Origin of the sequence: Actinoplanes sp. NPDC024001, assembly GCF_040638955.1 — a bacterium.
Taxonomy (GTDB): domain Bacteria; phylum Actinomycetota; class Actinomycetes; order Mycobacteriales; family Micromonosporaceae; genus Actinoplanes.
The window spans coordinates 1-13,156 of record NZ_JBEZZB010000072.1; the positions used below are offsets into that span (position 1 = coordinate 1).

13 protein-coding genes are annotated in these 13,156 nt (G+C 67.9%); 5 read left to right on the plus strand and 8 right to left on the minus strand.

The window, feature by feature from the left end:
* The first annotated feature begins 199 nt into the window (after window positions 1-199).
* Both AB0F81_RS26415 and AB0F81_RS26420 read left to right on the plus strand, forming a co-directional pair.
* Window positions 200-1,057, plus strand: coding sequence for a hypothetical protein (locus AB0F81_RS26415; RefSeq protein ID WP_360201406.1), 858 nt, complete (start codon window positions 200-202; stop codon window positions 1,055-1,057).
* Between the two features lie 577 nt (window positions 1,058-1,634).
* Window positions 1,635-2,114, plus strand: coding sequence for a hypothetical protein (locus AB0F81_RS26420; protein ID WP_360201409.1), 480 nt, complete (start codon window positions 1,635-1,637; stop codon window positions 2,112-2,114).
* 266 nt (window positions 2,115-2,380) lie between these two features.
* On the opposite strand, the gene AB0F81_RS26425 is transcribed toward AB0F81_RS26420, so the two are convergent.
* Complete coding sequence (locus AB0F81_RS26425) at window positions 2,381-3,880, minus strand: cellulase family glycosylhydrolase (RefSeq protein ID WP_360201411.1); 1,500 nt, start codon at window positions 3,878-3,880, stop codon at window positions 2,381-2,383.
* Window positions 3,881-4,061: 181 nt separating this feature from the next.
* On the opposite strand from AB0F81_RS26425, the gene AB0F81_RS26430 reads away from it, so the two are divergent.
* Window positions 4,062-5,294: an ROK family transcriptional regulator gene (locus AB0F81_RS26430; RefSeq protein ID WP_360201412.1), complete on the plus strand. Its 1,233-nt coding sequence runs from the start codon at window positions 4,062-4,064 to the stop codon at window positions 5,292-5,294.
* Window positions 5,295-5,717: 423 nt separating this feature from the next.
* On the opposite strand, the gene AB0F81_RS26435 is transcribed toward AB0F81_RS26430, so the two are convergent.
* Genes AB0F81_RS26435 through AB0F81_RS26445 form a run of 3 tightly spaced genes read right to left on the minus strand, consistent with a single transcriptional unit; the run spans window position 5,718 to window position 7,220 of the window.
* Complete coding sequence (locus AB0F81_RS26435) at window positions 5,718-6,185, minus strand: transposase family protein (protein ID WP_360201476.1); 468 nt, start codon at window positions 6,183-6,185, stop codon at window positions 5,718-5,720.
* Window positions 6,109-6,630 (minus strand): hypothetical protein, encoded by a 522-nt coding sequence (locus tag AB0F81_RS26440; protein WP_360201414.1) that lies wholly within the window; start codon window positions 6,628-6,630, stop codon window positions 6,109-6,111. The genes AB0F81_RS26435 and AB0F81_RS26440 overlap by 77 nt, the downstream gene beginning before the upstream one ends.
* Before the next feature lie 35 nt (window positions 6,631-6,665).
* Window positions 6,666-7,220, minus strand: coding sequence for a chemotaxis protein CheB (locus AB0F81_RS26445; protein WP_360201416.1), 555 nt, complete (start codon window positions 7,218-7,220; stop codon window positions 6,666-6,668).
* A 274-nt stretch (window positions 7,221-7,494) separates the two neighbouring features.
* Here AB0F81_RS26445 and AB0F81_RS26450 point away from each other — a divergent pair, with 274 nt between their 5' ends.
* Window positions 7,495-9,747 (plus strand): EAL domain-containing protein, encoded by a 2,253-nt coding sequence (locus AB0F81_RS26450; protein ID WP_360201418.1) that lies wholly within the window; start codon window positions 7,495-7,497, stop codon window positions 9,745-9,747.
* Between the two features lie 36 nt (window positions 9,748-9,783).
* Here the strand turns inward: AB0F81_RS26450 and AB0F81_RS26455 are convergent, their stop codons facing one another.
* The 3 genes from AB0F81_RS26455 to AB0F81_RS26465 all read right to left on the minus strand — a co-directional run bounded on the left by AB0F81_RS26455 (window position 9,784) and on the right by AB0F81_RS26465 (window position 10,638).
* On the minus strand, window positions 9,784-10,029 hold the full coding sequence (locus tag AB0F81_RS26455; RefSeq protein ID WP_360201420.1) for a DNA-binding protein: 246 nt from the start codon (window positions 10,027-10,029) through the stop codon (window positions 9,784-9,786).
* A 79-nt stretch (window positions 10,030-10,108) separates the two neighbouring features.
* The gene (locus AB0F81_RS26460; RefSeq protein ID WP_360201422.1) at window positions 10,109-10,354 is read right to left on the minus strand and encodes a hypothetical protein; all 246 of its coding nucleotides are present in this window, start codon (window positions 10,352-10,354) and stop codon (window positions 10,109-10,111) included.
* Between the two features lie 107 nt (window positions 10,355-10,461).
* Entirely contained in the window at window positions 10,462-10,638 is a 177-nt protein-coding gene (locus tag AB0F81_RS26465) for a hypothetical protein (protein ID WP_360201424.1), read from the minus strand.
* A 438-nt stretch (window positions 10,639-11,076) separates the two neighbouring features.
* Between AB0F81_RS26465 and AB0F81_RS26470 the strand changes: the two genes are divergently transcribed.
* On the plus strand, window positions 11,077-11,640 hold the full coding sequence (locus tag AB0F81_RS26470; RefSeq protein WP_360201425.1) for an NUDIX hydrolase: 564 nt from the start codon (window positions 11,077-11,079) through the stop codon (window positions 11,638-11,640).
* Here the strand turns inward: AB0F81_RS26470 and AB0F81_RS26475 are convergent.
* On the minus strand, window positions 11,637-13,013 hold the full coding sequence (locus AB0F81_RS26475) for a helix-turn-helix transcriptional regulator (RefSeq protein WP_360201427.1): 1,377 nt from the start codon (window positions 13,011-13,013) through the stop codon (window positions 11,637-11,639). The two genes, AB0F81_RS26470 and AB0F81_RS26475, sit on opposite strands and share 4 nt — an antisense overlap.
* Between the last annotated feature and the right edge of the window lie 143 nt (window positions 13,014-13,156).

The following is a 13,156-nucleotide window of genomic DNA, read 5'->3' on the forward strand; positions in this document are numbered from 1 at the left end:
CGGGGCCCCCGGGGGGGTGTTGGCGGGTGCCTGGCGCGGGCGGGGGGGGGTGGCCCGGGCGGGCGTTGGGGCCCCCCCCCCCCGCCCGGACGGCGGCGGCCGCGTGCGCGCCGTCCGGCCATTCCCGCCCGACACACTGCGACCGGCCGCCGCGCAGCCGCCGACGGCCGGGCGGCGGGCGGCGGGACTCCGGAGCCGCGTGGCGCTCGACGCCTGCCTGCTGCTTCTCGTCCTGGCGCTGCCGCTGTCCCTGATCGTCCACGGCGTGGCGACGGGCCTGCTCACCGGAGCCACCACGGTGCCGCTCACGCTGGTGGCACTCGCGCACGCGGCGCCGTTGCTGTGGCGCCGGCGCCATCCCTGGCCGGCATTCGCGGCGGTAACGCTGACCCTCGCGCTCGGTCCCCTGCTCGTGACGTCCGGTCTGGTCGCGCCCGAGCATTACGCGATCCTCATGTCCCTGGCCGTGGTGGAACTATTCGCGGTCTACTCGCTGGCCGCGTGGGGCAAACGGCCCGCCCTGACATGGCTCGCCGTGCCAGTGACCGCCGTATCGACATCCCTAATGCTCGCCGTGCTGCAGGACAGCGACGCCGCGTCCGCCGAGGATCGGCTGCCGCCCACATTCCTGGCAGCCCCGCTGATGGCGGTGCACCTTCTCCTCACGCTCACACCGTTCAGCCTGCTGCTGATCTGGCTGGCCGGCTACCTGGCCTGGCGTCAGCGCGACCGCCGGCGCGCGAGCGAAAAAAGGGTCGAGGCGGCGCTGGCCCGAGCCGCCGAGCTCACCCGAGACGAACGCGACCGCTTCGCGGCCGGCCTGCGCGGCGCAGTCCTGCAACATGTCGCCGAGGTACGGTCGGCGGCCGTACGAGAGGACCTCCCGGCCGTGGTGTCCTCGGCCCGCAGCGCGCTCGCCGCCATGCGAGTGCTGCTCGCGGGAGCCGCCCGCGCCGGCGTACCGACGTCAGCCACCCTAACGCCGGCTGCGGCACCACCGCCGCAGCCTCCGGCGACCGCGGGATCGACAACGGCGCGAACTGACCGAAATTTCTGATCACCGACCGGATAGCGCGTTTGACGAGCTCAAAAGTGCTTTGCCATCCGGCTGGCGGCCCCCAACGGCTGACCACCACCACCCGCATCACCGCGCCACCACCGCCCGGCGACAACGCACCCAGCAGGGCCATCCACCCGCGCGGCCACCTCAACCTGCCGGCAACCGCCCGCCATCGAGCAGCCACCGGCGACAGGCTACCGCTCGCCGCCAGCAACACCGGCACTCTGCGCATCTTCTCGCCCGCCTGATCTCCTGACTCCTGCGACCCCACCGGGTCCTTCACGACGCCGAGCCACTGGGCTCCGCTGGCGACTGGCCTCCGCACCCGTCGCCCACCAGGGAATTCATGAATTTCACAAGGTCCGGTACGACTCTCTCATGATGCGCACAAGGATCGGCGGCAATCATTGGAGTAGTTCCGCATGGGAACAGCTTCCCTCGCATGGCTCGCGCGCCATACGAGGGAATCGATTGACAACGACTCGATTTGACCCCAGCTCATTGGCCACGACTGCCGCCTCATTGCGCATTTGATTTTGAGGGCTGACGGCAGGTTAGGTATCCGTTGTTTTCGATGGCGATCCAGCCGCATCGGCTGGATCGCGTTCTCGGGGGAGAGATAGTGAAGATGCGTTCGATTGGTGCCTCTGCGGTTGTGACTATGGGGCTGCTCGCCATGAGCGCCCTGCCGGCGCAGGCGGCGTACCCCGTCTCGGGCTTTCCCGCCCTCAAGACCACCTGGGATGGTGCCGCCTTCGGCGCCAACCTGTCAGTGACGTGGTACGGCCGTAACGTCGGCGTCACCGGCACGGTCGCGAACTCAGTCGCCGACGATGGGCTCATGGCTACGCTGTGCGTGACCGCCAGCGGAGGAGCCGACACCCAAACGGAATGCCGCAGCGCTGACAACCGGTCGCGGGGATTCAACTTCGTGATCGATGCGCCGGGAACTCGAGGGTCGTACATGACGGTCGAGGCCCGCCTTTGGGTGGAGACTACCGCCGGCAGCATGGTGGCTGAGGGACCTTCAGCGGTGCGGTACCGGCCGGCCTGACCCAACGGTAGGGATTGGCCCTTGACTGGTGATCTTGCGAAGGCGCGAGTTCTGACGAAAGGCACGGGACACCTTCGCCCTGGAGAAGCGGCCGGCCGCAACCACACCGAACTGACCGGACCTGCGGTGCGCCGGTCCGGCCGCTGCCCAGCACCTCGCGGTACGCGGCGTCCATCATCGGCCATCAGTGCGGTCACCGACGAGGCATGGTGTTGGTGACCGCAAGGCCGGCCGGCTCACCGTGGCGGAGCCGGCCGGAAGAAGCGCTAGACGTACGGGCTCTGGGTCAGCAGGTGGGCTTTGAAGCCCTCGCCGACGCCGGGTTCCGGTGTGCCGGACCAGTCCTTGATGAGTACGGCGCCGCTGGTGCATCCCCACGGGTTCCAGGTCCAGGCCAGGTACCCCATGTCGTGAGCGTCGGCCCAGGTGACCAGGCGCTGCATGTAGTCGAAGGCGCAGTTGTCCTGGCCGAACTCGCCCAGGACCACGGGGACCTGCTGTGCGAGCGGTGCGATCTGGCTGTCCCAGCACGTCTCGTTCGCGCAGGCATTGAAGCTGTACGCGTGCCAGGACGCGGCGATGTTGTTCAGCGGATCGACCGGCTTGTACGCCAGCCACTCCCGCATGTCGTTGGTCCATTCGAGCCCGCCGATCATCAGCATGTTCGTGGCGCCGGTGGCGCGGACCGCGTCGACCAGGTCCTGCATGCCGGCCACCTCATAGGCGATGCCGGTACAGGTGCCGCCGTCGCGCAGGCATTGCCAGCCCGCGGTCTTGTTCCAGTCGCTGGCGATCTCCGGGTACGGCTCGTTGAACAGGTCGAAGACGACGGCGTCGTTGCCCTTGAACGCGTTTGCCACGCCGGTCCAGAACTGCGGGGCATATCGTGCGTCGGGCGCCGGCTTCTGGCAGGTCGCGTGTTCGTCCGTGCAGTGCCAGTCCGGCCCGGTGGTGTAGGCGCCCCACGTCCAGTGCAGATCCAGGATCACGTTGAGGCCGTTGGCGACCAGCAGGTCCACGTACTCCTTGACGCCTTGCTGGTAGGCGGCGCCGCTGGGCGAGCCGTTCACGCCGAGCCAGCATTCCTCATTCAGCGGGATTCGTACGGCGCGGATGTTCCAGGTCTTCATCGCGTCGACGGACGCCTGGTCGACCGGGCCGGAGTCCCACAGCCCTTTGCCCTGCACACAGGCGAACTCACCACTGGAGCGGCTCACGCCGAGCAGCCGGTACGCCCGGCCGTCCGCGGTGACGATCTTTTTACCCGAGACTTTGAGCTCCGGGGCGGGTCCGCTGTCCGGCGGCGGGGTGCTCGGCGGAGCGGAGGTAGGACTCGACGTCGGCGGGGTGACGGAGCCCGTGCACACGGTGCCGTTGAGTGAGAAGGCAGTCGGCACCGGATTCGTGCCGCTCGACACGCCGGTGAAGCCGATTGACGTGGACGCCCCCGTCCCGAGTGACCCGTTCCAGCTCATGCTGGTCGCGGTGACGCGTGCGCCGGATTGCGCCCAGGTGGCGCTCCAGCCCTGGTTGACCTTCTGACTGGTGCTCGGGAAGTCGAACGTCAGCGTCCAGCTCGTGACGGCCGACCCGAGGTTGGTGATGCCGACGTTTGCGGTGAACCCGCCGGGCCACTGGCTCTGCACCGTGTAGGTGACCGAGCATCCGGTGGTCGCCGCGGCGGCCGGCAGTGTGACCGCGGCCAGGACGCCGGCCACCAGTGCCGTCGCGGCGCCGGCCGCCGGCAGAATACGACGAAGTCTCATCCTTTGATCTCCTTGGGTTCGGAGGTGTTCGTCGTGGGAGCGCTCCCAGAAGCTTATTTAGGCTATTTACTAAAGTCAATGTCCGGGGTGGTCGGCCTGCCGGTGTGGGACGTCAACGCATGCCGGCCGACGAAGTTAGGCTGCCTTGCGAAACTGATGCAGCGCTGCCGAGGAGACCCGCATGCCGACCAGTCCCGTCTGGGGCAGCAGGCTGAAAACGCGCGGGCTGGTGCTCGACCTGATCAGGGCCGCCCGCACGATCAGCCGGATCGAACTCGCTGCCTCCTCCGGCCTGACACCGCCGACGATCTCGGAGGTCGTCCGGGATCTCATGGCCGACGGACTGATCGTCGAGGCCGGACGCGGTGTGTCGACCGGTGGCAAGCCACGCAGGCTGCTGCAGCTCAACCCGACCGCCCGCTACAGCGTCGGTGTACAGCTCGAACGCAATGCCTGCGTCATCGTGGTCGTCGACCTGGCCGGGCGGCAGGTGGCCAGGACCTCGTTTCGCGGCACGGCCCAGATGCCGCCGCAGCAGGCGCTTCCGTTCCTGGCTACTCAGGTGAAGGCGCTCCTGGACGAGGCGGCCGTCGATCACGAACGGGTGCTCGGGGTCGGCCTGGTGAGCCACGGCCCTCAGGACCGGCCCGCCGGTGTGCTATTGACCCCGCAACCGACCGACGAGTGGCGCGACTACCCAGTCGCACCGCGACTTGCCGAGATCCTCGCCCTGCCCGTCCTGCTCGACAACGACGCCGCCGCTGCCGCGATCGGCGAGTACTGGTTGGGCACGGTCGATCCGCGTAGCACGTACGGCTGCATCTACATGGCCACCGGGATCGGCGGCGGAGTCGTCGTGGCCGGCGAGATGTATCGCGGCAGTTCCTCGAACAGCGTGGAGATCGGTCACATCTCCATCGATGTCCACGGCGACGAGTGCCCGTGCGGCAACCGCGGTTGCCTGGAGAACTATGCCGGTCCGGCAGCCGTCGTCCGGCAGGCGCTGGCCACATCCGGGCTCGCCGAGCAGCTGATGCTCGACCCCGCAGACACGGACTTCCTCACCGGGTTCGCACGCATCGCCGCCGCCGCGAACACCGGCAATACGCAGGCGCGACACCTCATCGAACAGTCCGCGCGTTATCTGGGCTGCGCGGCAGTCACGATCACCAGCCTGTTCGACCTCGACGCGATCGTGCTCGCAGGTCCCAGCTTCGCCGTGGCGGGCTCGATCTACCAGACGTTGATCCAACAGGAGGTCACCCGGCGTACGTTCGCCCGCCGGGCGCACCCGGTACGTGTCGTGCCGTCAGCCAGCGGATCGGACGCCGCGGCGATCGGTGGAGCCGTGCTCGTGTTGCACAGCGAACTGACCGTCGGCCGTGCCCCCACGGAGGCGGCGCACGCGCTCTGACTTACCGCGCTCACGGTCAACCGGCTGACCGCCGCACAGACGGCCGCGCAGACTGGCCCTCGGGCGGCGTGTGTCCCACCATTGACCGTCCACCGCGTTCACCCGGACTGGCGATGATCATGACGCGGGTGATTCCTGCGTGCCATAACGTCAGCAGAAATCGCGGTCAATTGCGGCACACTTCGAATCGGCGAACGGGCGCGGGCCCGGGTAGGGTCGAGGTGAGCAAGCCGCCAGGCGGGAAACCGGTCACGACATGCCGCTCCCAGGAGAGGCTCGGTGGCGGACCGGCGGTTTCGCACTTGCCCTGAGGCGTACGACTCGGCGACGCGCGACCCCGGTGACTTGGCGGCTCAGCGCTTCTTACCGCGAGGACGGCGCGGTCGAGGAGGACGACTTCGTGTTTCATATCAGTGAGCCTTTTCATCCTGCGTAGCGGTCGGCTTCGACGTGGTGCAGCACAAGGATGGCCTGCACGATCACGGTCGCGCGGCACGGGCAGCAGCGCAGTTTGGTCAGTACCTTCCAGGTCTTGAGGGTGGCGTTGCCTCGTTCGCGGCGGGCTCGGATCCGGGCGAGCTGCTGGTTGCAGCGCTTCTTCCAGCGCTGGCGATCAGGGTTCCGTCCAGGATGGCGAAAAGCCAGCCGGCGAATGCGGCTCACCGCGGTGGCCAGGTCGTCTCCGGCGGCAGAGAGCAGGTCGATAGCCTCACGGACGCAGCGCCAGGCGGTGGCCACGTCGATACCGGACCCGGCTGCGAGACGGGTGTACGTGTCGCCGTTTCGCAGGTGAGCCAGGGCGAGTAATGCCTGCTCACCTGCGCTGATCCGACGCCAGCGAGGAAACACCGAGCGGTCGCGCCACAGCCCCGCAGCGCACGACCGTTGCAGAGACCGTCACCGACACGTACCGATCAAGGAGCATCAGCGGAGAACCCAGCCGGCGGCGTTTCCGAGAACGCGGCGAGCTCCTGGTGGAGTCCTTGAATCGTGGCGGCGGCGCGGTCGACGGTGGATGCGGCGACGAGGTAACGCTCCGCATCGCCTCCAGTGCCGGCTTCGCGGCGAGCTGCCGATAAACCCCGGCCTGATCACGCACTGTTGAGGCAACAGTCAGCAGGCCGGCCTCGGCGTTCTGCGCCTGGGCGGCCAGCATGTCACCAGCCGTGAAACTGTGCCCGACATGGCAGCGATAACGAGGGACCCCGGCGGTGTCGACGCGGCGCAGGCCGCCACCACAGTCCGGGCAGCCCACCGCAACAGGCTGACCGACCTCGTCGCCGCCACTGTGGGAGGCATTGTCGCGGAGGAGCATGTCGGTCTCCGTGATCAACACGGGATCAGGCTCGGCCGGCGCGGCCGCCGCCGTGTTCAGCAGTCCCGGCAAAGCCGCGGCCAGGGCAGCAGCCGTACCCACCTGGTGCGGGCGCATCCGCATCGCTGTGCCGGGCAGGTCAGGTCAGGGTAGGCGGCCTCCTCCGGATCCTGCACGGCGATCAGCCCACCCTGCATACCGAGCGCCGCCAGACCGGCGATGCCGTCGTCGAAAACACCCGACATCGGTACGCCGACCGTCCGCGGACCTGCCCAGCGGGCGGCGCTGAGCAGGAGCGGGTCGATCGCTGGGCGAAGCCGGTTGTAGTGCGCAGCAGCGCTGAGCCGTACACGGTTGTCCGGGCCGACGAGCAGGTGCCGATCCGGCCCGGCGACGTACACCCGCCCCGGCCGCAGCAGATCACCCTCGACCGCGGGCACAGCCGGCAACGGCCCGGCACGGTCGAATATCTCGAAGTCACGCGCCCGCGCCGGGGTGACGACGATCAGCAGCGCGGCGGGCAGGTCCGCGGACAATCCGGCGAGCAGATTGGTAACAGCCTCCAACGCACCGAGCGAGCCACCTATCACCACCAAATCTCGATCCGGCATGAAAGCACTCGCCCCTTCGTCGCTCCGGCCGCGGCCGGCACCGGGCGAGCGTGTCCCCTAACGGCGCACGAGTACACCTACCAGCGGAAACTCGCCCGAAGGCCCGTCAACCTCGACACGCCGCTGCTGGCCCCGACAACCTCATCCACTGCGACACGGACCGGCTGCAACCGACACTCCGCAGGCGCCCGAGCGTGCCCCCTGCAACCCGACTGCACCACCGTTGCCGGCGGCAAAGTCTTTGCAGACGAAAAGCCGGACCGATCTACGGTATGTGCGTCCCTTCGACAGCCTGCGACGAGATCCCGTCCTGCTGAGCCTGCTCGGGATAACCCTGCTCGGGTCGCTGCTATTCGTCGTCTTCACCGGCAACCCCGACGCGCAGACCCGGATCTACTGGGGCGTGCAGGTGCCGCTCGACGCCGCTCTCGCGCTCGGCGGGTGGCGTCTGCGCAGCCTCGCGCACGCCCGCTACCGCCGCTTCTGGTCGATGATCGCTTTTGCGGGCGCGTCCTTCACGGTGGGCGACACGTACCAGTTCCTGCACACGCTCTTCGCGCCCGGCGCGCCGTCGATGACCGGCGGCATGGTGCAGACCGTGTTCTTCGCGGTCGGCATGAGCAGCAACGTCATCGCCTGCCTGATCTTCCCGCAGGGTCTGCGCTCCCACCGGGAGCGCTTCGTCTTCTGGCTCGACGCCACCACCGTGCTCGTCGGCGGCGGCGTCGTGGCCTGGTGCTTCGCGTTCAACCCGATCTCCAGCGTGCACGTCGACCGGGTCAACGCCAGCGTCACCGCCGCGCTCGTGCTCGTCGCCACGTTCTCCGCCACCAAGGTCGCGCTGATCAAGTCGCCCCCGATGGCCCGCATCGCCGCCTGGCCGATGGTCAGTGCCGCGATGGTCCAGGGCGTCAGCACGTTCCTGCCCGGTGATTTTCAGAGCACGGAGCATTCGTACGTCTTCGTCATCAGGCTTCTGCCGTCCGTCCTGATCGCGATCGGGCCGTGGATCCAGGTGGTGCTGATCCGTATCGGGGCCGTCCAGGACCGCAAGAAGCGCCGGCCGTACAGCCTGCTCCCGTACGGCATGATCGCCGTGACGTTCCTGGTGTTCTTCCTGATGCTGCCGGACAGCGCCACCTCCCAGCTGGTCGGCGCGACCGTCGGCGTCGTCGTGATCACCTTCCTGGTCGCGGGCCGGCAGCTCGTCGCGTTCCACGACAACATGCAGCTGATCGGCCGCCTCGACGAGGCGAACGCGACCGACGCGCTCACCCAGCTCGCGAACCGCACCCACTTCTCCGAGGAGATCCCCCGGCTGCTGATCCGCAGGTCGTCGATGCTGCACATCGACCTCGACGACTTCAAGGAGATCAACGACACGATGGGGCACGCGGCCGGAGACGAACTGCTGGTCGCGGTCGCCGATCGGCTGCGCGCCGCGGTCCGCCCCGGCGACCTGGTGTCGCGGCAGGGCGGCGACGAGTTCGCCATCCTGCTGCCCGGCGCCGGACCGGACGACGCCGCCCTGATCGCCGAGGAGATCCAGCGCCGGCTCGCCGTGCCGCTGGAGATCCAGCAGCACACCGTGGTGACCCGGGCCAGCATCGGCATCGCGCCGGCCCAGCCCGGCGACGAGCCGTCCGCGCTGCTCAGCACCGCCGACATCGCGATGTACGAGGCGAAGCGCCGCGGCAAGAACATGTGGGTGCACTACACCGACGAGATGGGCGCCCGGATCAACGCCGAGGCGGTCCTGATCCGGGAGATGGCCCAGGCGATCGAGAACGAGGAGTTCCTGCTCGTCTACCAGCCGATCGTGCGCCTCGCCGACGGACGGATCACCGGCGTGGAGTCGCTGATCCGCTGGCACCATCCGACCCGTGGCATGGTGCCGCCGGTCGAGTTCATCCCGCTCGCCGAGCGGACCGGGCAGATCGTCCCGATCGGCCTGTGGGCGCTGCGCACCGCCTGCCGTCAGGGCGCGGAGTGGCGCCGCACGCGGCCGGAGGCGCTGTCCATGTCGGTGGGCGTCAACGTCGCCGGCCGCCAGCTGCGCACCCCCGGGTTCGTGGCCGACGTCGCCGCGGTGCTCGCTGAGACCGGCCTGCCGGCCGGCAACCTCACCATCGAGGTGACCGAGACCGCCGTCCTCGACGACGAGGAGTCGAATCAGGCCCTCATCGGGCTGCGGGCGCTCGGCGTCAAGCTGGCCCTCGACGACTTCGGCACCGCCGCGTCGTCGCTTGGCCTGCTGCTCACCACCCCTGTCACCTCGCTGAAGCTGGATCGGTCCTTCGTCGAGTCGATCACCACGGTCGGCCGGCAGTCGGCGGTCGCGACGGCGGTGAGCCAGATGGCGCGGGCTCTGGAGTTCTCCTCGGTGGCCGAGGGCATCGAGACCGAGGAACAGCAGGATCTGATCAAGAAGCTCGGCTATCAGTACGGCCAGGGCTACCTCTACTCCCGGCCGGTGCCCGCGGACAAGATCGTCGAGCTGTGGGCGGCGGCACGAGTGCCGAACTGAACAGCGGGTCTGGTGCTTGCCCGCGATCAGGTCGAGCTATGGGCGGATTGGTTCGTCCGGGGCTGGGTGCCGATCTGCCTGCGGCTTGCTCTGCCTCGGCCGTCGCTGCCTGATCCATTCTTCGACGTCATCCTCCAGCCAGACCTTGCCGGCGGCGAGATCGGCGATGGGTGCCGGGAAGTGTTCCTTGCCGGTGATCTGGTACACGCGTTGCCGGCTGAGCACCCCGAGGCGAAGGCGGATCTCGTGGGCGCCCATGAGACGCAGCGGCTTCCTAGTCATAGGACCAGTATAGGCGCGCGTCAACTCTGTCTGGCAAGACGATCCACCGTTAGAACGCGCCGCCGCTGGCGGGCACCTCTTACCGCGAGTCGCGCGCCGGCGGGGAGCTGGCTCTGCCGGAAGGGTTGAGTGGGATCCCGGCGGTCTGGAGGAACGCTTGCAGCGTCGCCGTCAGTGCCTCGATCTTGTCGTCTTCGACGAAGGCGTAGCCGCGTTGGGAGAGGCTGTCGGCGACCTGCTCGGCCACCTCGTGGAGGAGGTCGTCGGAGGCGGTGCCCATCAACGGCTTCCCCTTTACCGAGGCGTCCGGTGCTGCGTCGGACATATCGACCGTTCCCTTCGTCTGTGTCGTCCGCTTGCGGAGTCGGGCCGAACGCGGTATCAAACGGGGGACCCAGCGGCAGCTCCATCAGCCATCCCGGTCACCCCGGGTCAGGCAGGAGCCAGTAACCGCAGGCCTGCCACCCGCACGAAGATCCGCCGCCGCTCCATCGCCCGCCCTGCCGGATCCAGCACGTACCCCTCCAGCCAGATCCACCCGTCGTAGGCCACGCCCGCGTTGAACCGGATCACACAGAACCGAAGCGCCCGGGCGCCCACGAGCAACACAACCCCAGGCGACAGCATCGGCGTACACCGCTACCTCGTTGCCCGCAGGCCCGGCACGCTCAGACGCACCGCGCCCACCAACTCCGGCCGGGTCGCCCCGGGCTGACGCGTCGGCAGCCGCAACGTCCGGGAGAACACCCGTGTCGCGCTCTCCCGCCGCCAGCACGGCCCGAGCGAATCACAGGCCAGACAACGGCCGGTGCTGCTGGACGTCACGTGCTCGTCGAGGACCGCTTGCGCCTCGCTCAGCGCTTGATCAGCCGACACCGCGTAGTACGTGTTCGCTGCCGCCACTATTCGCCTCCGTCCACCATGTGTTTCGGCTATCAGCGTCGCGGTTCGGTGAGGCGGAAATGAAGGCGACAGCCGTCAGCCGCTGTCAGCCGACGCTGCTGGCGTCGGAGTACAACCCGAATGGCGTGCGGCTACTGTGCGCTCATGAGCGTCCAGCCGAAGCGAGCCAGTCAATGGACCATCCACGGGGAACGCGTCATCGACGACACCCGCCGGGCGGTGCTGAGCATTGCGGACGTGGAGCTACCCGATGGGGTCCGATTCGAGCAGTACGTTCTTCGCGTTCCGGCCGCCGCGATGGTCATCGTGCTCGACGACGACGAGCGTGTGCTCATGATGTGGCGGCACCGCTTCATCGTTGACCGCTGGGTCTGGGAGCTGCCCGGCGGATATCTCGACCCAGCCGAGGACGCCATGACCTGCGCTGCCCGGGAAGTCGAAGAAGAGACCGGCTGGCGGCCGCGCGGTATGGAGAAGCTGATCAGCTTCCAGCCGATGGTGGGAACGATTGACCAGGAGAACATCGTCTACCTAGCCCGTGGCGCCGACTTCACCGGTGCGGCACCGGACATCAACGAGGCCGAGAGCATCGGCTGGATCCCGCTCGACGAGGTCCAGCAATACATCGACAACGGCGCCATCGTCGGGGCCGGCTCCGTGTCCGGGCTGCTCGCTCTGCTGCTGTGGAAGGCGACCGGAAAACTCTAGACGTTCTCCAAGATCGGCCTGGCCCGCTCGGCGAAGTCGCGTACGGTGGGCAGTCCGACATGCTTGGAGAGGCGATCGGCAAGATCCGTCAGGTAGTCGCGAGCACGTATTGAATACAGCCCTTCGCAAGCTTCAACCGCGTCGATACCGACGCGGGCCGCCTCTTCCAGCTCACCGCTTTGCGCATGAGCCACGGCGAGCAGGACGAGATTGAACTGCCGTCCTCGTGCGTACTGCCGGCCGTCCATGTCGAGAGACCTGGCGGCGAACCGTTGAGCGATGTCCCCTCGGCCCAGAGCGGTGAAGCAGTGGCCGAACTTGGCCGCCAGATACGACTCATCGAAGTAGCCGATCCATTGCGGCTCGCTTGTCCGATCTGCTTTGTCGAATATCGCTTCTGCCCTGGTCAGCGCCGAAGCGCATGCTTTCTCATCACCGCCGACAGCATGACCCTGGGCTTCGAGGACCGCCGGCTCCGCCTCGATCGCGGCGATGCCGGCTTCCGCGGCAGCCCGGCTGGCTGCGCGGGCCAGATCCACCGCTTCGCTGGAGGCGCGCAAGAATGCGGCTTGGTGGCTCATGGCCGCCAGGATCTCCGCTCCGAGCGCGCGGTCACCGGCACTTGCCGCGAGGCGCAGGGCCTGGATCAGATATCGCTGGGCCAACCCGTGCATGCCTGCGTCGTACGACGCCCAGCCGGCCAGTTGGGTCGTCTCCGCGACCGCGGATAGCAGTTGGCGGCCGGTCGCCATGCTATAGCGGCCGTTGATCAATTCAGTTACATCAGTGTTGAGAAAGCGCACCAGGCTGTCGCGGATATGGCCACCACCGAACTGATTGTCCAGCGTTCGATACGTCGAGGTCATCCGGCGTACGGTCTCGACGTCGGCCGCACCGATCAGCCGCGTGCCGTCGCCGGCCGGACGCTCGTCAAGCGACGACATGAGCCGTCGCATCGCTGCCGGGAGGAATGCCGTCGCGCTGAAGCTGACCTGCCTAAGAATGGTCCGTCGATGCATATCGCCTCGCCAAAGATCAACAGCAACATCTATGCCGTGCCGCCAGTCCGGCGCGAACTCTAACCCGGGCGGCGCGGAACGAACCGCTTGTTCGCTGACGACGAGCCGGGTGCCGGTGTCGGCTGACACCTCGTGCACCATGGCGGACAACCGCCCGCCCGCATCGAGGGCCTGATCCAGTAGCAGTGCAACCGACACACTCGGCCGTTTGGTGCCCGATTCAAGATCCCAAAGGTGGCCGTGCGAGCAGTGGATCAATCCGCCGAGGCGCCGCAGGGATAAGCCATGCTGTTCACGCAGCTCCTTGAGCGTGCGACCGAAATCAGGATCGGCGACAACAGTTCGTCGTGGCATCAGGCACCCCACCATTGGCAAATGCAGGTTCGGTTTCCGAGAGACCGGGCATCACAGAACACGATAGCCGTGAGGCGGGTACTTTCTACGTCCACGGAAGTGAATGGATCGAGCTTGAGGCGTACAGCTGAACTTCCAACGAT